The following is a 17779-nucleotide window of genomic DNA, read 5'->3' on the forward strand; positions in this document are numbered from 1 at the left end:
TAATAATACCCCTGCTAAAGTTAAGCAGGGGAGTGGGAACTAATTTTTAACTAATTCATTTACTTTTTCAAGGACGAAAATGCCGCTATTTCTAATGTTTTCAACAACTTGTTGCAACACTTCTTTATCTTGAACGAGTGCAATACGTACGAAGCCTTCTCCGTGAGGTCCAAATGCGTGACCTGGTGTAACAACGACATTCGCACGATCCATTAATGCATAAGCGAAGTCTAGAGAAGTCCATCCTTGTGGAATTTCAGCCCAGACAAACATACTACCAGCTGGCTTATCGACATTCCAACCAAATGTTCGGAATCCATCGACTAAAGTATCTCTCCGTTCTTGATAAATATCGCGGTTTTTCTCACAAAATGCAGCGCCATTTCTTAGTGCTGCAGATGCCGCTTTTTGAATTGGTAAAAATACACCGTAGTCGGTATTGGATTTAAATTGAGTAAGTGCACGAACAATTTCTTCGTTTCCAATCATATATCCAATACGGCTACCTGCTAAACTATAACTTTTTGACAAAGAATTGATTTCTACGCCAACTTCTTTAGCACCATGTACAGAGAGGAAGCTAATTGGCTTATTACCATCGAAATAAAATTCAGCATAAGCAAAATCATGGACAACGATAATATTATGCTTTTTCGCGAATGCGATTACTTCTTTAAAGAAATCTTCATGGGCCATTGCTGGAACGGGATTCCCTGGGAAGTTTAAAATCATCATCTTCGCTTGATCGGCAATTTCTTCAGGGATGACTTCTAAGTCTGGTAAGAAATCATTCTCTTTCTTTAAAGGCATGTAGTAAGATGTTGCACCAGCCATTTGAATACCTGTTTCATAAGCTGTATATCCTGGATCAGGAACTAATATAATATCACCTGGATTTGCATAAACCATAGGTAAATGAACGAGCCCGTCTTGTGAACCCATTAATAATAAAACTTCTTTATCCGCATTTAATAAAACGTTATGAGTGTTGTTGTAATATTCAGTTACAGCTTCGTGAAATTCTTGAATACCTGATAATGTATACCCGTAGCTCTCTTTCTCACTCGCTGTATGTACCATTGTTTCTCTTACAAAATCAGCGGGCGGCATATCAGGATTTCCGATGCTCAAATCAATCATGTTATGACCTGCTGCAATTTTTTCTTTTTTATAGGCTCCTAATTCACTAAATATAGAAGATTGGAATGCTTTCATTCTAGTTGCTAACGTGTAAGTCATCAAAACCCCTCCTAAAACAGTGCTTTCATTCTGCGTTTTTAATTATTCTGAAAACACATGTTTATATTTTATCATTTTTTTATGAAAATTAAAACGATTGACAAATTTAGAGGAAGTATTAGCCTATTTTGAAAAGTATCGATGTAAATAGCGTAGACGTGTTAATTGAAATGTCTATTATAGGATTCATTTTATATAACTTAAGTTATTTTATAGTTTTTATTAAGTATTTGTGGAAGATTTCTAAAGTGAAATAACGCAGAAAATATTTTCTGCGTTTCCTCTGAAATATAATCATTTCTTTTTATACGTGCATAATTTTTCAGCTGTCAAAAAGTATACATTTAATGTACCGTCGGCAACTTTTAAAGTTTGCTCTGATGTAAATGAATTACCATAATCAATGTGATATACATTAGAATTTTTGACAAATGAGCCTTTATATAAATCGTCTTTATTCTTTGTGGTTTGCATTTCTACTAAATTTTGCACAATTTCCTCTTTATTTTCTTTTTTGACAACTGTTTCAAATTTATAATATACAGGGCATTCACCATTTTTATTGTCAACGACTTCCCAAGAACCGTATATATCGTTATTGCTGCATCCACTAAGTAGGATGATTAGTATAGGAATTGTAAGTAGAACCTTTTTCATTTTGTGCTCCTTTCTTTTAAATTTGAATAAACGTGCGAATACGATAGGGATATTATAATAAATAAAGTTTAAATTTTTTTAAAGAATTATTTAATTTCATATAAAAATTTAGGAGAAATTAAATAAGCATGAATCTAGTGTAAAGTCAGATTCATGCTAGTACCATAGCCTATGTTATATCTTTTTTGAGGATAAATAAAGAGGAAAGCAGAAGCACTATTCCATTTAATATATATACGCTTGCGATCATAAAGGCTAACGTACCTGCGCCAAATCCTGCTTTATCGAATATAGAAGCAAATGTTGCGATAGTCAAAAAGACAATGGGAGTCAGTAGTAAAAATATGAAACCTGCCACGATTCTTTTTTTTAAACTATGTCCAGATAAGGAAATGGCTAAAAAGTTTAGGATGCTAAACAGAGCAATTGCAAAGAGCAGGACAATAAATACTTCAATGCCATCAGACATTTTACCACTCCTTTTATAAAGAGTACTCTTTATAATCTATTCGAAATAAAAGGGGGATACTCCTTTAGGTAATTTCAATAAACGTAATAAATAGGCGTATTATAGAACAAAGAAGTATGGATTCAATATTATATCCATACTTCTTTGTTTATTTTATAAATTCGCAGATTGTGAATGCTGTTTTTCATAATGTTTCTGCTTAGAAAGGGAAATAGAAATAATCAATAATGAAACGACTCCGAAGATGAGAACCATATATTGTAACCCAATTGTATCTAAGAAGAACCCTGTGCCAAGTAAGACGATTTGGAACATAACCCTCTCAAACATATTACGGAATGAGAAGAGGCGACCGTGATAACTTTTTTCCACTTTCGTTTGGAAAATTGTCGACATAATAGGGAAGAAGCAGCCAACACTAAACCCAAACAAACCAAATGATGTAAGAGCCATCCATTTTATATCGCTAAAGAACAATGACAGGTGTGCAAAAGCAGTACAAATTGCGAAGAAATATAGTAATTTTTCGGGTTTGAAATGATCAGATAGACGTTTAATTACGAAGGCACCTAACATAAATGCGACACCTTCAATTGTATATATGAACCCTTTAATCGTAGGATCATGTTGCATTTCGCTAATGTTAATAACCATTAAATTAAACCCTGCTATAAATAATAGAGGGATGATACTTAATATAAGTGCTGTAAAAGCAATAGGAATTCCTTTTAAAATACGAAATACTTCCATAAAGCTATTATCTTTTGCAGCTTGTTTACTTGGTGTTGTTGATTTCTTGTCTTCGAATTGTAGGAAGAAAGTCGAGAGGAATAATAAGGCGTATGCTGCCATTGAGAAGGCATACATGTACTGTAAACTCATCACAACTAAAAGAATTCCACCTAGTGAAGTACCTGCAATACGAGCGATTGTACCAACATTCATATGTACACCATTCATTTGTAATAACTCATGCTCACGTACGATGAGTGGAATTACAGATTGTAATGCAGGGAAATAAAATGCTGCTGAAATTTGAAGAGCAACCATAAATGCAATCATAAATGCGATACTTTCAAATTGAATAGCAAAAAACATGAAAATAACACTTAAAACTCGACCAAACCCAGCGTAAAGAAGAACTTTTTTCTTTTCATACTGATCGATGACACGGCCAGCCATAGGTCCAACTAGAACACCGGCTAATAGTCCGATAAATAATATAACTGATTTCATGAAATCAGAAGGGACATATTTTTGCATAAATTCAAGGTTGCCAAGAATACCAAGCCATAATCCTAGACCTGCAATAAACTCCCCAATTAAAACAATCCAAACGTTTTTATTACGCCACATAACATAAAACCTCTCCGTCTTTTAAAATGAAAAACTCGTATATAAAACCTCCTTATTTATGTAGTATTTTTATACGAACTTTTTTAGAGTCAGAGTCTATATTACGTGTTTCATAATTGGATTTCAATCTTTTTGATTTGTAAAAAATTTGATGTATTAATTGATGAAATAAATGAAGCAAAACGTAAAAAATTCATGATTAAAGCTAATAGAAAGTAAGGATAAATATAAAAAAGCAAGAACGTATAACTACGTCTTGCTTTTCCAAAGTACAAAATTAAACATTAATTTCAATTAGCAATATTTACGCTCTTGTCCAATAGCTAAAGCGCTAAAAGATAGAGGACCAGCAACTTCTGTACTTGCACTACTAATAAGGTTTTCTACAGTTAATGAATATTCGTGTGTTCCACTGCTAACGTTTTGGTCTGTAGCTTGGAATGTTTGTACGTAAAATTGTTCAGAATTTGTTGATTCAATACCTACTTGTGTATTGAAAATTTCAATGTTATCAAGGAAAATTCGGAATAAAACTTGTGAAATCTCAGTTATACCTTCTACACCAACTGTAGCTATTAATTCTACTCGATTATTACGTGAATCTCTACTTGAAATTCTCAATTTCAAATTTGCTAGAATTACTTTGTTTGGAGAAGAGGGGATTGCAAAAGTTGTTGCATCAGTTTTACTTATAGGTTGAGTAGCTTAATAATCAATGATATGAGTCATATTCACAACCTCTTCATATACTGAAATACGGAAATAGGGATGAATTATCTTGGACAAATACTAGAATATTATAATAGAGTCCACAACAATTGTTGAAAAGAAGCAATTTACATAAAAGCATCAAGAATATATCATAATAAGATGATATTTTTCTTAATGCTTTTTGTAATTAAGCAGAATATTCTTCTTTACGTACTTCAAAAAATTCATTACGTCGTAAGTAATTATAAATTCTCTCAGAAACTTCTTCTTCTTCAGACACTAAGAAACGATGGTCAAAAGCGTAGAAAGATTGACCTTTAATTAATTTTACATAATATATATTAAACGCCTCCTGACACTAGATTATTACTTTCTTCATATTATGATGGCCTATATGTCTGCTAAAAATACTTGGAGTTTCAAAGGAAGTAAGTAAAGGGATGAAAGAGCTTACAATTTTGTAAGGTTTATGTCACCTTTTTCGATAGTTTACATTCACCAATTTCTTCTATACTACAAATAAGTTGCATAAAATAAGGGGGTAAAAAGATGGATGAAGTAATTGGAGAAGTTGTAGCAGGTATTTGTGAATTTGTAGTAGAAGTAACAGCGGATGCTATAGGAAGTTTAGTTTCCGGAAATGATGAGGAAAAAGAAACATTATAATAATTTGTAAAAGTATAAAGTTGATCAAATTGTAAAGGCTGATTTCTAAAGGGAAGTCAGCTTTTTATTTTTTACATTATATTAACTTAATTTGAATATTCATTTGTTATTATATTGAAGAAACCTATATAAGGAGGTGAATAAACAAATATGTCGAATTCGGGGGCTGATTTATCTGTTTCTCGTTTGATTGTGGCAAATGTAGAGGAAAAGGAATATCATTTTATTGTTCGTGAACATCCGATTGTAGGGAAAGTTATATCGCTATTTGAAAATGGTAAAGAATATGGTTTACTAGATAAACAAATCGCTAATAAAGATAAATTTATTACATCGGAGCTTACTAAATTAGATTATTTTAACTTAGATGTTTTATATCATACACCTGGGTGGATATGGATTGGTATGGATCAATTTGGTTTACATGCTCGTGAGGCTACTTATAACGAAGTAGATGTTATTATGAAGTTGAAAGAGGATTTATATTATATAGATATATACGAAGAAATAAAAATGTAGTAAATATTTAGTCAGGTTAGGGGACAAGTTCCCGTAGCCTTTTTTGTTTAATAGTAAAACGTAAAATTATATTATTTTGATTATAGGTAAACTTGATAAGAAGTGAGATGAAAAGAGGATTTGAAAATACATGAAGAGAATTGTAATAATTATATGAATCGTATATGTAAATAACAATAGAAAGAAGATGATAAAATGAGTAAGGAAGAGCTTGTGAAAAAACAGTTTGGCAGTAATGCAGATAAGTATGTGAATAGTAAAATACATGCTAAAGGACAGGACTTACAATATGTAGTTCAACAAGTTGCGTCTCGCCATAATAATCGTCTTCTTGATGTTGCTACTGGTGGCGGACATGTTGCGAATATGTTAGCACCTATGTTTGAAGAAGTAGTTGCACTTGATTTAACAGAACAGATGTTAGAAGAAGCAAAAGGTTTTATAAAGCAGAATGGTCATGGAAATGTGTCTTTTGTAGTAGGAAACGCAGAGGATTTACCATTTGCAGACCATTTTTTTGATACAATTACATGCCGGATTGCAGCCCATCATTTTACGAATCCGGCTCAATTTATTTTTGAAGTAAATCGTACGTTGGAGGATAATGGATTATTCATCTTAATAGATAATGTTTCGCCAGAAAATAATGAATATGATACATTTTATAATTTTATAGAAAAAAAGCGGGACCCAAGTCATGAACGAGCTCTAAAAAAGACAGAATGGCTTACTTTATTAGAAAAAAACGGTTTGCAAATGCAGTCATGTCTTACTTTTGATAAGAAGTTTGATTTTGACTGGTGGTGTAATATGATGAATGTCCCTGTACAAAAGCGCGAAAAATTAACAGAATGTATGATGAAAGCACCAAACGAAATGAAGGGATATTTTAATATTCAATTTAAAAATAATAAAGTAGATTCATTCTATACTGAAATGGCTATGTTTATATGTAAAAAAAGTACAACATTAAAAAGATAAATGTGTTGCAGTCTTTCTGAAGTACGATATACTTAGTACAGAGAAACTGAGAATTGAGGAATAGTTATAATGATTCGTGTACGCATTGAAGGTACTGAGGAAGAAATGCTTGAATTTATGGGGAAAATGCCGGACATTCCTGGATTTGAAAAGACACATATGAGAGAGCCGAGAAAAGGAAATAACCCGAAATACGATTCGAGTAAAAATGTACTAGCATATTTGTCTTATAAAAAGATTGAAGTCGCCAATAAATAGGCGGCTTTTTTAGTTTGCGCTGTTTCACCGCCTTGTCTTTTTCACATAATAATAATAGTAGATTATGCTGAAGAGGGGTGAGAATAGTTAATAAGAAAATCATCTTTTTTGGAGACTTTGGTATTGATGACGCCGTAGCGTTAATTTATGCAAATAAAACATGTAAATTAGATATTCTAGGTATTGTTGCAGAGTACGGGAATGTATCACGAGAAATCGTTACGGAAAATGTTTATTTTTTAGAAAGGTACTATGCTACACATGTAAAAATTATTGAAGGTGCGAGTAGGCCGATGACAGCTGAAGAACCTTTGTTTTTCCCTGAAATCCATGGGGATCACGGTTTAGGTCCTATTAATCCACCTGAGATGAGAATTTGTAAACGAGAAAATTTTTGTGAATTAATCAAATTAATCGAACCTTGTCCAGAAGATATTATAATTGTGGCGACAGGAAGACTAACGACGCTTGCTACGTTATTTTTATTGTATCCCAATATAATGGATCGTATTTGTTCGTATTATATAATGGGCGGTGCTTTCCTATTTCCAGGTAATGTTACACCAGTATCTGAAGCGAATTTTTATGGTGATCCAATTGCAGCAAATATTGTTATGAAATATGCGAAAAACGCTAGTATATACCCGTTAAATGTAACACAGGGCGCGCTTATTACGCCTGAAATGGCCAATATAATAGATAAACAAGGAACTGGACAGGCGAAACTCATTAAACCAATGATTGATTTTTATTATGAGAACTTCTATAAAAAAGAATATCCGGGTATTGGTGGAAGCCCTATACACGATTTACTACCGTTTGTCTCGTTTATAAATGATAGTATTTTTGAATATAAAAAATCGGCAGTGTGGATTAGTACGACAAATGATGTGACTAGGGGCCAAAGTGTAGCTGACTTTAGAAAAATAGCTGAACCAACAAGGTTTGATGGTCGGCCGATTCAAAGAATTGCTGTTGGTTTTAACTATCCTGCTTTTAAAGAAGAGTTTATGCGAACAATATTGAAGCCAGATTGTCCTTAATGTGTTAATAATAAGTCGGATAAATCGTTAGTCCGAAAAATGGTTTATCAGTCTGTATTATTCTCAAAAGTCTTATAGTTGAGCAGCATGAATAACTTATGAAAAATGTCACATAACTAATGGTAAGCAATTGTTTCTAATTATATTTTGATTGGTTAAATATAAAGGAGGTTATTATATGATTTGGTCTTTAATCGTTGGTGGTTTATTAGGATGGTTTGCAAGCTTAATTACTGGAAGGGATGTACCAGGTGGTGTAATTGGTAATATTATTGCTGGTATTATCGGTTCTTGGATTGGTACGAAATTACTTGGTAGTTTCGGTCCTGTAATAGGCGGATTTGCAATCATTCCTGCTTTAATTGGTGCGGTTATTTTGATTTTCATTGTGAGTTTTTTACTACGAGCAATGCGGAAATGAATGTAGCAGGACTGTTTACATTTGTAAGCAGTCCTTTTTATATGTTATGCTAGTATTATACAATCAGGAGGTGTCAGCATTGAAATCATTTACAGTAAATTTCCATCAAGAAGATAATGCAAAAGCGACAACAGTACATAAATTAAGTGAAGAGGACTTCAATAAAGCAACTGAAAAAGGTACTCGTCATTTATTTGATTTAGATACAAACGTTGGCTTCTTCGTATTCTTTGATGCAGAAGATGCAGAAGGAAATGATCAATACTTAATGTTACAATATGAAGGGGATCATGAAGAACCAACTGCGTGCTACGGATTTGATTTAAAACTATATTATCAATTTTTAGCGCTATACTTAAACGATCTTGAATTCCAAGGCGAAACAGATGAGGAAGAGGAAGAATACGGTCCAATTCATCATTTAGCGCACTTACTTTATCATATTGTTGAAGATGGTAAATCAATCGAAGTATAATATACATATTTGAAGCTGTCCTTTTGGGGCAGCTTTTTTATATGACATTGAATTGGTGTATTATTAGTTGAACCAATAAGGCTTTTACGGGCAGCCCTGCCCATCTAACTTCTTTGTTTCCGCTGAATTTTGAGGTGGAGATTTTACTGCCCGGCAAATAGCAGGATAAATTCATAATAGAAATTTATTTATTACTTTCATGTTAGCATCGTAAAACACCTGTTATAATGATTGTAATTAAATTCATGGAGGCTAATTCTATGCTTGTAGATGTAAAAGCTTTTATTAAAGCTGCAGGTTTAACATGTATTTCATCATTAAGTGGAGATAACACGTTTGTTTATAATTTTGAAACTGTAAAAAACACTATCGCTACACTTTTTAAGAAGCTAAGATTTACCATTTAATTTCATTTCAACCAGTAGGAAAAGAGTAATCACTTCCTACTGGTTTTTTTTCTGTTTGAAGGAGCTGTTGTGACAACATGTTTTAAGTGATAGATAGAGGATATTGTCATTGAGAAGAGAAGGGTTAAATAAGGAGATGAAAATGGTTTCGTTTATCAGGAGGTAGTTACTTCGGATATAACAGACTTGGTTACTTTTTAGAAACAGCTTTTGTAATATATTTTGTACAAGCTTTTTGAGAGAGTGAAGTACTGACTTTTTTGAACAAACATAATTTGAAAAGTAGTGTAATGGGTTGGTTAACGAAATAAATAAGATGCAATAGGGGGTAAAAATGATGAAAATATATTTAAAAATAGTTATGTTATTTTTGGTGTTTACATGTATGTTTGCGCTAGCCGCATGTAAAGAGACAGACGAAAAAAACGAAACAAATCCAACCTTGGAAAATAATAAAAATAAACAAAGTAATTCTTCAGAAGAACAGAAAAATCTTGAAACAAAACCAAGTAATGAAAAAACAACAAAACCATCAACTGAGCCAGATTCGAAAAATAGAACATTTAATCAAAAATCAATTAACCACATTAAAGATTTGTTTGAATTAGCAAAAGAAGGAAAAGTACCTAATGTACCATTTGGAGCCCATACAGGGGATATTGAAGAAATAGAAAAAGCATGGGGGAAAGCGAATAAAACCGAACAAGCAGGGAACGGAATGTACGCAACTTTTACAAATAAAAATGTTGTTTTTGGATTTAATAAAGGGTCACAAGTTTTTGATGTACGCTCATATCATGCAGAACTAAAATCGATTACATTACAAGAAATTGAAAAAGCGTTAGGAAAACCATCTTCAGTTAAAGGGAATGGTGGAGACAAAATATATGTATACAAAGTAAATAACCAGTATGAGTTAAAATTTGTCATTCCAAAATCGACTGGTAATGTAGATCATATTTCCGTGTTTTCACCAGAGGATAGTATTAATAAAATGGCAGGATAAGAAATTAAGTGATTTCAAAAACACCTCGCTCTTTAAGTGAGGTGTTTTAGTTGTAAACAAGGAACGTCTCATTTCATATGCGAAATACTTCACTTTTGTTTTTTAGCATGCATCCAATAAGAAATGTTGATCTACTGAAAAAGTAGTAACTTATAAATTATGTGTAGGCTGGTTTGCGATTTTTTTTCGTTCCAAATTTTGAACAAATAACGCTTGTACAATACCTCCAACTAATAAGAAACTAGCGCAAATATAAAACAGCATACTTCCATTTAACTTACTTAATAAAACTGCACCAATAACTGGTCCACACGTTCGAGATATATCCCAGTGTATACCGTAAATTGAAAAATATAAACCACGTTTATCATGAGGTGCAATTTCTGAAACGAATCGTAATAAATGGTTTAGAGCAATACTTTCTCCAATGACTAAAAAGAGTAAGGTGAAGAATAACGACAATTTCGTCGTTGAATAACTAAAGCCAACTGCAGCTATTGTATAGCAGGCGTAAGAAATAAGGATGATTTTCGCCATAGAAAATCGTTCAGACCATTTTACGAGGAAGATTTGTAGAATGATTTCCAAAATGGCTTTACATGTTGAAATAAATGCGAGTATGAATACGAGATTAAGAAATACATGTTCTGCAAAAATACGATAATTCGTCTCAGTTTGTGCATAAAAAAAGCTAATAGGAAGTGTAGAAACCATAAGACCGAATATGGCGTAATGTTTAAAAATAAATTGCTTTGGTGAACTTGCCTCAACTGTTTGTTTTGACATACTTATTGGTGGAACGGTTTCTGGGAGCTGGGTCCAAACAACAACGGCATATATCGTAAGGGTTACACTTTGCACGATAAATAAATATTCTGGGTGAGTATTATAAAAACTTGCACCGATTAAAGGGCCGACTACGGATCCAATTGCTCCCATCGTTTGTAGGAGAGCAAAAATTTCTGCTTGCTGCTCTTTTTTTGTTAAATCAGCAATTTGTGCACGTTGAGCCGGAATATATAAGGAACGGCCAATGCCATTAATGACATATAACAGTGCAAATATAAAAACGGATTGAGCGAAAACGAAACTACCGATTGCAACACTTTGTAGCAATAAGCCGAGTAACATAATCTTTTTCCGGCCATATTTATCAGTAATTCCTCCAGCAATAAGTGTAAATAAAATGTCTGAAAGTGGCTGTAATCCGAAAATCAGCATAGTTATTATTACATTGCCGTTTAACATTTTATTGACGTAAATAATCATAATGATAGCTAACATAGATTCAGTCGTTCTGGTTAATAATTCACCACACAGTCTAATAAAAATAGGTTTATTGTAACGAAGTAAGAGATAATTCAATATTAATTCCTCCTTTCTATATTGAAATGATAAGATGAAAGAAGAATTGGAAAAAGTGTAGAAACAATAGGGAGTATTTTTCACCTTTTAGGGGGATTATGATGTTTATTTTAGATCAATACATTGAACTATGGAGTGCTTATGGAAAAGGGGAAAAAGAGGGAGAACAATTGGAAGTAACAGTGCAAAATATATCTGAAACATTATTTTGTACAGAGCGTAATAGTAAATTAATTATAAAAAAATTAGATGAGTTAAATTGGATCAAGTGGTTTCCAGGTCGCGGCAGAGGAAATCGTTCTAAGTTAATATTTCAAAAGGACCCGATATCTTTAATTTTAGATAGAGGAAAAGAAATAACGAAAAAAGGGGATGTGAAAAGCGGGAGCATATTTGTGGAACGCTATAGCTCACATTTTCCATTAGTAAAGGAAGAATATCACTCCTGGGTGGATTCAATATTTGGTCATAAGATTGAAATGACATCTGAAGGGAGAAGAGATGTACTCCGGTTGCAAGTACAAATGAATTTAGATATCACATTAGATCCTGTATACGCTACAATGCGTTCAGAATGCCATATGGTAAAACATATATTCGATACACTCGTGTATGTAGACGGTAATACAAACATTATAGAGCCAAGACTTGCATTTCACTGGGAATATAATGATGCTGAAAAAATATGGACGTTTTATTTACGAAAAGGAGTTCACTTTCATAATGGAAAACAACTTACTGCACATGATGTTATATACTCATTGAATCGATTTATGAAGCTGGAAAATAATGCACACGCATGGATGTTACAACACGTTGAAAGTATTCGTTCAGTGGATGACTACGTTGTCGAAATTCAATTACATACGGAAAATCGAATGTTTTTACATATGCTAAGTGCAGAACAGTGTTCTATCGTGAATAAAGATGAAGCAGGAGAGCTAATTGGAACAGGGCCTTTTCAATTATATAAAAGTAATGAAAATTTGTTCATTTTAGAAGGTCATCCTTTATATTTTCGTGAAAGACCTTTTTTAGATCGTGTTGAGTTGTGGAATGTAGAACAAGGTGTAAGTACATACGATGTTTTAGTAAAGGCGCAGTATAAAGATAAAGAAAAACATAATAAAGAATTGTCTCGGCTTGAGTCGAACGTGACATATATAACATGTAATCATACGAAAGAAGGACCAATGCAAGATGAGTTATTTCGGAAAGCATTATATAAAATCATTCATGGTTATACAATCGTTCAAGAACTCGGCGGAGAACGTGGAGAAGTGGCACAGAAACTAATATTAGCAGGTGAAAGCATTGTAGAGATTGAGGAAGATGTAGAAAGTTTAATTAAAAGGAGTACTTATCATAATGAAGTGCTACAACTCTACACATTTACAGGACGAGATCATGTTGAAGATGCACAATGGATACAAAAAGAGTGTGTGAAGTACGGGATTCGTGTAGAAAATAATTTTCTTGACATAGAAGAGCTATTGGAAGTAAGTACGATACAAAAGGCCGATATGATGCATGATAGTGCCACAATAAGTGAACGAATAGAAGATAGTCTATTATATATGTTTCTTACAAAAAATAGTTTTATTCATGGACAAAGCAGCATGGACTTTCATGAAAAGTTGTCTCCTTATTTTAAACAAGAAGAATTAGAGAAAAGAGTTACACTGTTACGCGATATTGAGGATACTTTGTTACGTCAAATTCATATTATTCCTTTATATCGTAATAAACAAGAGGTAAGTACACATGAAAAAGTCCAAAATATAATGATTAATTCACAAGGTTGGATTGATTTTTATAATATTTGGTTTAAATCTTGATATATAAGGGCTTTTGCGCATTTTCATAAGATGTGTAAGAGCCTTTTTTTGTATGTGGGAATAGGTTTGTTTTACACATTGTTACCCTACTTGTGATAAAAGTCTATTTACAGTGTAACAGTGTTATGTTACATTGTTATCAGGAAGGGGTGTTATACAGTTGAGTACAGATTTAATTTCAAAAAAAGATTTATTAGAACTAACTGGTATTTCATACGGACAGTTATATAGGTGGAAGAGAAAAAATTTAATACCGGAAGATTGGTTTGTACGAAAGTCAACATTCACGGGTCAAGAGACATTTTTTCCGAAAGAAAAGATATTAGAGCGCATCGATAAGATCCAAACGATGAAAGAGGATTTATCACTTGATGAACTAGCGAATATGTTTTCACCGAGTGTGAGAGAAATTCTTTTAACAAAGGAAGACATTTTACGTAAGGAGATTGCATCAGAACCAGTTTTACAATTTTTCATAGAACAAACGAATAAAACAGCAGAGTTTCAATTTGTAGATATTCTTTATGTGTACATGTTAGAAGAATTACTACAATCGGGAGAGATTAGTTTAGAAGAAGGAAAAATGGTCTTGCAAGTTTTACGTGAAAATTATGAAACAATTAAACATAAAACTTGTGATTTAATCGTTGTCCGAAAATTAGGGATTTCTACATGTTTATTAGTTTCAAACGTGGACGATTTAATTTTTGAAAAAGGCACTAAAATCGTTTTACGCGAAGCGATTATGAAATATACCGAAGCATTAAAAACTAAATTGTTGTAGTGGAGGAGAAAGTATGCGTACAGATAATTTGATTATAAATGGTTACGGTTCATCCAATGGCGGCGAGTTTCATAAAGTACAATTAAACGGAAAAGGAACTGTGAATGGAAATGTTGAATGTGAGCAATTTGAATGTAACGGTTACGGTGCAGTTACTGGCGATTTGAAAAGTAGCAGTGCACGAATTAGCGGATCTGGTAAAGTCGATGGCACAGTTCATGCTGAAACGATGCGAATTGATGGGAAAGCAACAATTACGCAAGATGTAAAGGCAAACAGTTTGAAAATTGCAGGAAAAGGTACGATAGGTGGAAATGTCACTGGTGAAGAATTTAAGGTCAATGGTCAAGCTACAATTGACGGTAATTGTGAAGTGGATACTTTTTCTTCAGAAGGACAATTTACAATTGGCGGATTATTAAGCGCTGATGAAATAAATATTAATATTCACGGTACATGTCGAGCGAAAGAAATTGGTGGTCAAACGATTAAAGTAAAGCATAGACTAAGTACTTTTAGTAGGCTGTTTAAATCAGTATTTGGTATGCAATTAGAGGCTGAACTATTAGAAGGTGACAATATCGATATTGATTATGCTCACATAAGAACGGTAAGAGGAAATAATGTTACGGTAGGACCGAACTGTGAGATTGAACTAATCGAATATACGGGTGTTCTTACTGTTGATAAAAGCGCAAATGTAAAAGAAATTAAGCAGATTTAATGGAAGGGAGAAAATGATATGGAACATCAACACAGTCTTACTGTTAATGGTTCTGGTATTTCAGCGGGCGGAGATTATAATAAAGTAAAGATTCGCGGTGAAGGAACGATTTCTAATGATATGAGCTGTAATGAATTTAAAACGTACGGCACGAGTGAAGTGTGCGGTAATATGAAAGTGAAAAGTTATGTCGTGTATGGAGATAGTGAAGTACAAGGAAATGTAGATGCGGAATCTGTAAAAGTATACGGAAATACACAAATGCATAGTGATGCTCATATTGAAAAAATAAAAGTAAGAGGTATGATAGAAGTTAAGGGGAAATTAACTGGTGATTTCGTAGATGTGAAAGGCGCTTTAAATGTAAAAGGAGATATTGAAGTTGAAGAACTATCACTAACTGGTGGCCTTGAAAGTGATGGATTACTTAATGCTGAAAATATTGAAATTTCACTTCGTTATGAAGGTAGCAAAGTAAGAGAAATTGGCGGTCAGAAGATTACCGTTCGTAAAAAAGCGAGATTTATTCCATTTACCAATCATGCTGGAAGCCTCCAAACATCTATCATTGAAGGAGATGATATCTATTTAGAACATACGATTGCTGAAGTTGTAAGAGGAAACAACGTTACAATTGGTCCTGGATGTGAAATTAGTATTGTAGAATATCATACTAGTTTTAACCAAAAAAGTAATGCAGTCGTAAAAGAACATAAACAAATATAAGTAGTATGAGGGAGAGCAAGGTTATGGTTGAGAAGAATAATAGGCTCGGCTTTGTTGTAGCGGGCTTATTGCTAGGTATTTTAATGGCATCAATGGATAATACCATTGTCGTTACAGCGATGGGAACAATCGTTGGTGATTTAGGAGGCCTTGAAAACTTTGTATGGGTCGTTTCTGCCTATATGGTCGCAGAAATGGCAGGTATGCCGATATTCGGAAAACTATCAGATATGTATGGTAGAAAGAGGTTCTTTATTTTCGGTTTAATCGTCTTTATGATTGGTTCGGCACTTTGTGGTACTGCTGAAAATATTACACAGTTAGGGATTTATCGTGCCATTCAAGGTATTGGCGGCGGGGCATTAGTGCCGATCGCGTTTACTATCGTTTTTGATATTTTCCCTCCTGAAAAGCGTGGGAAAATGGGTGGTTTATTCGGAGCAGTATTTGGTTTATCAAGTATTTTTGGTCCGTTGCTTGGTGCGTATATTACAGATTACATAAGCTGGCACTGGGTATTTTATATTAACTTACCGCTTGGCGTTTTAGCACTTATTTTTATTACATTCTTTTATAAAGAGTCAAGAGTTCATAGAAAGCAAAAAATTGATTGGTTTGGCGCAATTACTTTAGTTGGAGCAGTAGTTTCTTTAATGTTTGCGCTTGAACTTGGCGGACAAAAGTATGATTGGGATTCTAACTTTATTTTAAGTTTATTTGGTGGATTCGCTATTTTAATTATTGCATTCATTTTTATTGAACGTAAAGTAGAAGAACCGATCATTTCATTTGAGATGTTTAAACAACGTTTGTTCGGAATGAGTACAATTATTGCTTTATGTTACGGAGCTGCGTTTATGTCAGCAACTGTATACATTCCATTATTCATTCAAGGTGTATACGGTGGCACTGCAACAAACTCGGGATTATTACTTTTACCAATGATGTTAGGCTCAGTCGTAACAGCGCAGTTAGGTGGGTTTTTAACGACAAAGCTTAGCTACCGAAACATTATGATCATTTCTGCGGTTATTATGCTAATTGGACTATTTTTATTAAGCACATTAACGCCAGAAACAAGTCGTGTATTATTAACAGTGTATATGATTATTATCGGATTTGGAGTCGGCTTCTCATTCTCTGTACTAAGTATGGCAGCTATTCACAACTTCGGTATGGAACAGCGCGGATCTGCGACTTCGACGAGTAATTTCATTCGTTCATTAGGTATGACACTTGGTATTACAATCTTCGGAATGATCCAAAGAACAGGTTTCCAAGATCAATTAGAAGAAGCATTTAAAGGCATGAGCGGGGGAATGAATACAAACACATTAGGGGATTCAAGAGCCATTTTATCAGAATCGGCAAGATCTCAAATCCCTCCGCAAATATTAGATAAGATTATTGATGCTCTTTCTAGTTCAATTGTTCAAACATTCATGTGGGCATTGGTACCAGCTGGATTAGCATTCATATTCATTTTCTTTATGGGAAATGAGCGCATGGTAATTAAGAAAGAACAAACAAATAAAAAAAGTGAAACATCAAAAGCGTAATGAAAAAGCTCCTTTCCAATTGGAAAGGAGCTTTTTCGTATGTATGGTGTTAGATTAGCCTTCAATAATTTCGTATTCTTCGTCTGCAAGTAATAAAATTTGTGTTTTCTTACCTTTGTTTTGAACTTCAATTACATCGTATGCACCTAAGTCTCTTACTTTGCTTTGAGAAGCGTTAACCATAACTTCCATAGAATCGATTAAGATATCTTCTTCAATGTATGATTCAGGCAATGCCATATCTTCAGTTTCTAATACACATGCATATAGATTTTGTAAGTTTTCAGCAGTTGGGTTTTGTTCCTCAACATCAATGATGTTTTTTACTGCTTCCATATTTTCTTCTTTTACTTGGTATACTTTAATTTTAGCCATTGTTTTAATCTCCTTTATAACGTAATCGTAGAGGCTACACTTCATTATAACGTTTTTTTCATGAAAGATGAAATTGTTATATGTATTTATAGTAAAAATTATGTGTTATTACTCATTATTGGTGTAATTCCCTTACTAATATTATGAATAGGTAACGATATTCCTACGTTAAAGTTATATTGTCCAAGCTTTTTTGTTTT

At 33.3% G+C, this 17779-nt stretch carries 21 protein-coding genes and 1 pseudogene; 14 read left to right on the top strand and 8 right to left on the bottom strand.

The genetic code is table 11. The annotated features are described in order from the left end of the window. Positions 1-39: 39 nt before the first annotated feature. The 6 genes from ASE54_RS12565 to ASE54_RS34175 all read right to left on the bottom strand — a co-directional run bounded on the left by ASE54_RS12565 (position 40) and on the right by ASE54_RS34175 (position 4772). Positions 40-1239, bottom strand: coding sequence for an LL-diaminopimelate aminotransferase (locus ASE54_RS12565; RefSeq protein WP_000222695.1), 1200 nt, complete (start codon positions 1237-1239; stop codon positions 40-42). 294 nt (positions 1240-1533) lie between these two features. Next, complete coding sequence (locus ASE54_RS12570) at positions 1534-1896, bottom strand: hypothetical protein (protein ID WP_000757024.1); 363 nt, start codon at positions 1894-1896, stop codon at positions 1534-1536. A gap of 169 nt (positions 1897-2065) precedes the next feature. Next, positions 2066-2365 carry a hypothetical protein gene (locus ASE54_RS12575; protein WP_001279467.1) on the bottom strand — a complete coding sequence of 100 codons (300 nt, stop codon included), beginning with the start codon at positions 2363-2365 and terminating at the stop codon, positions 2066-2068. Positions 2366-2518: 153 nt separating this feature from the next. Next, positions 2519-3721: an MFS transporter gene (locus ASE54_RS12580; RefSeq protein WP_000269259.1), complete on the bottom strand. Its 1203-nt coding sequence runs from the start codon at positions 3719-3721 to the stop codon at positions 2519-2521. Positions 3722-4015: 294 nt separating this feature from the next. Then, positions 4016-4414 (bottom strand): exosporium protein ExsC, encoded by a 399-nt coding sequence (gene exsC / locus ASE54_RS12585; protein ID WP_223837280.1) that lies wholly within the window; start codon positions 4412-4414, stop codon positions 4016-4018. 205 nt (positions 4415-4619) lie between these two features. Beyond that, positions 4620-4772: a YqbF domain-containing protein gene (locus ASE54_RS34175; RefSeq protein ID WP_074789873.1), complete on the bottom strand. Its 153-nt coding sequence runs from the start codon at positions 4770-4772 to the stop codon at positions 4620-4622. Positions 4773-5248: 476 nt separating this feature from the next. Here ASE54_RS34175 and ASE54_RS12595 point away from each other — a divergent pair, with 476 nt between their 5' ends. The 9 genes and pseudogenes from ASE54_RS12595 (at position 5249) to ASE54_RS12630 (ending at position 10208) form a co-directional block, all read left to right on the top strand. Continuing rightward, positions 5249-5617 (top strand): hypothetical protein, encoded by a 369-nt coding sequence (locus ASE54_RS12595; RefSeq protein WP_000071474.1) that lies wholly within the window; start codon positions 5249-5251, stop codon positions 5615-5617. A gap of 195 nt (positions 5618-5812) precedes the next feature. Then, positions 5813-6598, top strand: a complete 786-nt coding sequence (locus ASE54_RS12600) for a class I SAM-dependent methyltransferase (RefSeq protein ID WP_000031314.1) — start codon at positions 5813-5815, stop codon at positions 6596-6598. Positions 6599-6667: 69 nt separating this feature from the next. Next, positions 6668-6856, top strand: a complete 189-nt coding sequence (locus ASE54_RS12605) for a DUF3970 family protein (protein ID WP_000621885.1) — start codon at positions 6668-6670, stop codon at positions 6854-6856. Between the two features lie 77 nt (positions 6857-6933). Further along, complete coding sequence (locus ASE54_RS12610; RefSeq protein ID WP_001223689.1) at positions 6934-7899, top strand: nucleoside hydrolase; 966 nt, start codon at positions 6934-6936, stop codon at positions 7897-7899. Positions 7900-8077: 178 nt separating this feature from the next. Then, positions 8078-8320: a GlsB/YeaQ/YmgE family stress response membrane protein gene (locus tag ASE54_RS12615; RefSeq protein ID WP_000638310.1), complete on the top strand. Its 243-nt coding sequence runs from the start codon at positions 8078-8080 to the stop codon at positions 8318-8320. Positions 8321-8399: 79 nt separating this feature from the next. Next, positions 8400-8795: a hypothetical protein gene (locus ASE54_RS12620; protein WP_000834883.1), complete on the top strand. Its 396-nt coding sequence runs from the start codon at positions 8400-8402 to the stop codon at positions 8793-8795. A 260-nt stretch (positions 8796-9055) separates the two neighbouring features. Continuing rightward, positions 9056-9202, top strand: coding sequence for a hypothetical protein (locus ASE54_RS12625; protein WP_000959552.1), 147 nt, complete (start codon positions 9056-9058; stop codon positions 9200-9202). A 140-nt stretch (positions 9203-9342) separates the two neighbouring features. Beyond that, positions 9343-9513: pseudogene (locus ASE54_RS34180) on the top strand (aminopeptidase); the annotation flags it as partial. A gap of 23 nt (positions 9514-9536) precedes the next feature. Further along, positions 9537-10208, top strand: a complete 672-nt coding sequence (locus ASE54_RS12630) for a YjgB family protein (RefSeq protein ID WP_002082626.1) — start codon at positions 9537-9539, stop codon at positions 10206-10208. 150 nt (positions 10209-10358) lie between these two features. Here ASE54_RS12630 and ASE54_RS12635 read toward each other — a convergent pair whose 3' ends face one another. After that, positions 10359-11573, bottom strand: a complete 1215-nt coding sequence (locus tag ASE54_RS12635; protein ID WP_001108448.1) for an MFS transporter — start codon at positions 11571-11573, stop codon at positions 10359-10361. A 101-nt stretch (positions 11574-11674) separates the two neighbouring features. Here ASE54_RS12635 and ASE54_RS12640 point away from each other — a divergent pair, with 101 nt between their 5' ends. From ASE54_RS12640 to ASE54_RS12660, 5 genes are all read left to right on the top strand, one after another. Further along, on the top strand, positions 11675-13411 hold the full coding sequence (locus ASE54_RS12640; protein ID WP_000470218.1) for an SgrR family transcriptional regulator: 1737 nt from the start codon (positions 11675-11677) through the stop codon (positions 13409-13411). A 160-nt stretch (positions 13412-13571) separates the two neighbouring features. Further along, entirely contained in the window at positions 13572-14195 is a 624-nt protein-coding gene (locus ASE54_RS12645) for a YhbD family protein (RefSeq protein ID WP_000102243.1), read from the top strand. A gap of 13 nt (positions 14196-14208) precedes the next feature. Continuing rightward, on the top strand, positions 14209-14919 hold the full coding sequence (locus ASE54_RS12650) for a polymer-forming cytoskeletal protein (RefSeq protein WP_001258382.1): 711 nt from the start codon (positions 14209-14211) through the stop codon (positions 14917-14919). 18 nt (positions 14920-14937) lie between these two features. Further along, on the top strand, positions 14938-15645 hold the full coding sequence (locus tag ASE54_RS12655) for a polymer-forming cytoskeletal protein (RefSeq protein WP_003259674.1): 708 nt from the start codon (positions 14938-14940) through the stop codon (positions 15643-15645). 23 nt (positions 15646-15668) lie between these two features. Beyond that, complete coding sequence (locus tag ASE54_RS12660; RefSeq protein ID WP_000229652.1) at positions 15669-17204, top strand: MDR family MFS transporter; 1536 nt, start codon at positions 15669-15671, stop codon at positions 17202-17204. Positions 17205-17258: 54 nt separating this feature from the next. Here ASE54_RS12660 and ASE54_RS12665 read toward each other — a convergent pair whose 3' ends face one another. Further along, a complete protein-coding gene (locus ASE54_RS12665; RefSeq protein WP_001062742.1) occupies positions 17259-17579 on the bottom strand; it encodes a hypothetical protein in 321 nt (106 codons plus the stop codon). Positions 17580-17779: the final 200 nt, after the last annotated feature.

This window comes from Bacillus sp. Root131, assembly GCF_001429475.1.
Lineage (GTDB): Bacteria > Bacillota > Bacilli > Bacillales > Bacillaceae_G > Bacillus_A > Bacillus_A thuringiensis_S.

Excerpts from the sequence above, each read along its gene's own strand:
- ASE54_RS12565 (WP_000222695.1), bottom strand. The coding sequence starts at position 1,239 with ATGACTTACACGTTAGCAACTAGAATGAAAGCATTCCAATCTTCTATA.
- ASE54_RS12570 (WP_000757024.1), bottom strand. The coding sequence starts at position 1,896 with ATGAAAAAGGTTCTACTTACAATTCCTATACTAATCATCCTACTTAGT.
- ASE54_RS12575 (WP_001279467.1), bottom strand. The coding sequence starts at position 2,365 with ATGTCTGATGGCATTGAAGTATTTATTGTCCTGCTCTTTGCAATTGCT.
- ASE54_RS12580 (WP_000269259.1), bottom strand. The coding sequence starts at position 3,721 with ATGTGGCGTAATAAAAACGTTTGGATTGTTTTAATTGGGGAGTTTATT.
- ASE54_RS12595 (WP_000071474.1), top strand. The coding sequence starts at position 5,249 with ATGTCGAATTCGGGGGCTGATTTATCTGTTTCTCGTTTGATTGTGGCA.
- ASE54_RS12600 (WP_000031314.1), top strand. The coding sequence starts at position 5,813 with ATGAGTAAGGAAGAGCTTGTGAAAAAACAGTTTGGCAGTAATGCAGAT.
- ASE54_RS12605 (WP_000621885.1), top strand. The coding sequence starts at position 6,668 with ATGATTCGTGTACGCATTGAAGGTACTGAGGAAGAAATGCTTGAATTT.
- ASE54_RS12615 (WP_000638310.1), top strand. The coding sequence starts at position 8,078 with ATGATTTGGTCTTTAATCGTTGGTGGTTTATTAGGATGGTTTGCAAGC.
- ASE54_RS12625 (WP_000959552.1), top strand. The coding sequence starts at position 9,056 with ATGCTTGTAGATGTAAAAGCTTTTATTAAAGCTGCAGGTTTAACATGT.
- ASE54_RS12630 (WP_002082626.1), top strand. The coding sequence starts at position 9,537 with ATGATGAAAATATATTTAAAAATAGTTATGTTATTTTTGGTGTTTACA.
- ASE54_RS12640 (WP_000470218.1), top strand. The coding sequence starts at position 11,675 with ATGTTTATTTTAGATCAATACATTGAACTATGGAGTGCTTATGGAAAA.
- ASE54_RS12650 (WP_001258382.1), top strand. The coding sequence starts at position 14,209 with ATGCGTACAGATAATTTGATTATAAATGGTTACGGTTCATCCAATGGC.
- ASE54_RS12655 (WP_003259674.1), top strand. The coding sequence starts at position 14,938 with ATGGAACATCAACACAGTCTTACTGTTAATGGTTCTGGTATTTCAGCG.
- ASE54_RS12660 (WP_000229652.1), top strand. The coding sequence starts at position 15,669 with ATGGTTGAGAAGAATAATAGGCTCGGCTTTGTTGTAGCGGGCTTATTG.
- ASE54_RS12665 (WP_001062742.1), bottom strand. The coding sequence starts at position 17,579 with ATGGCTAAAATTAAAGTATACCAAGTAAAAGAAGAAAATATGGAAGCA.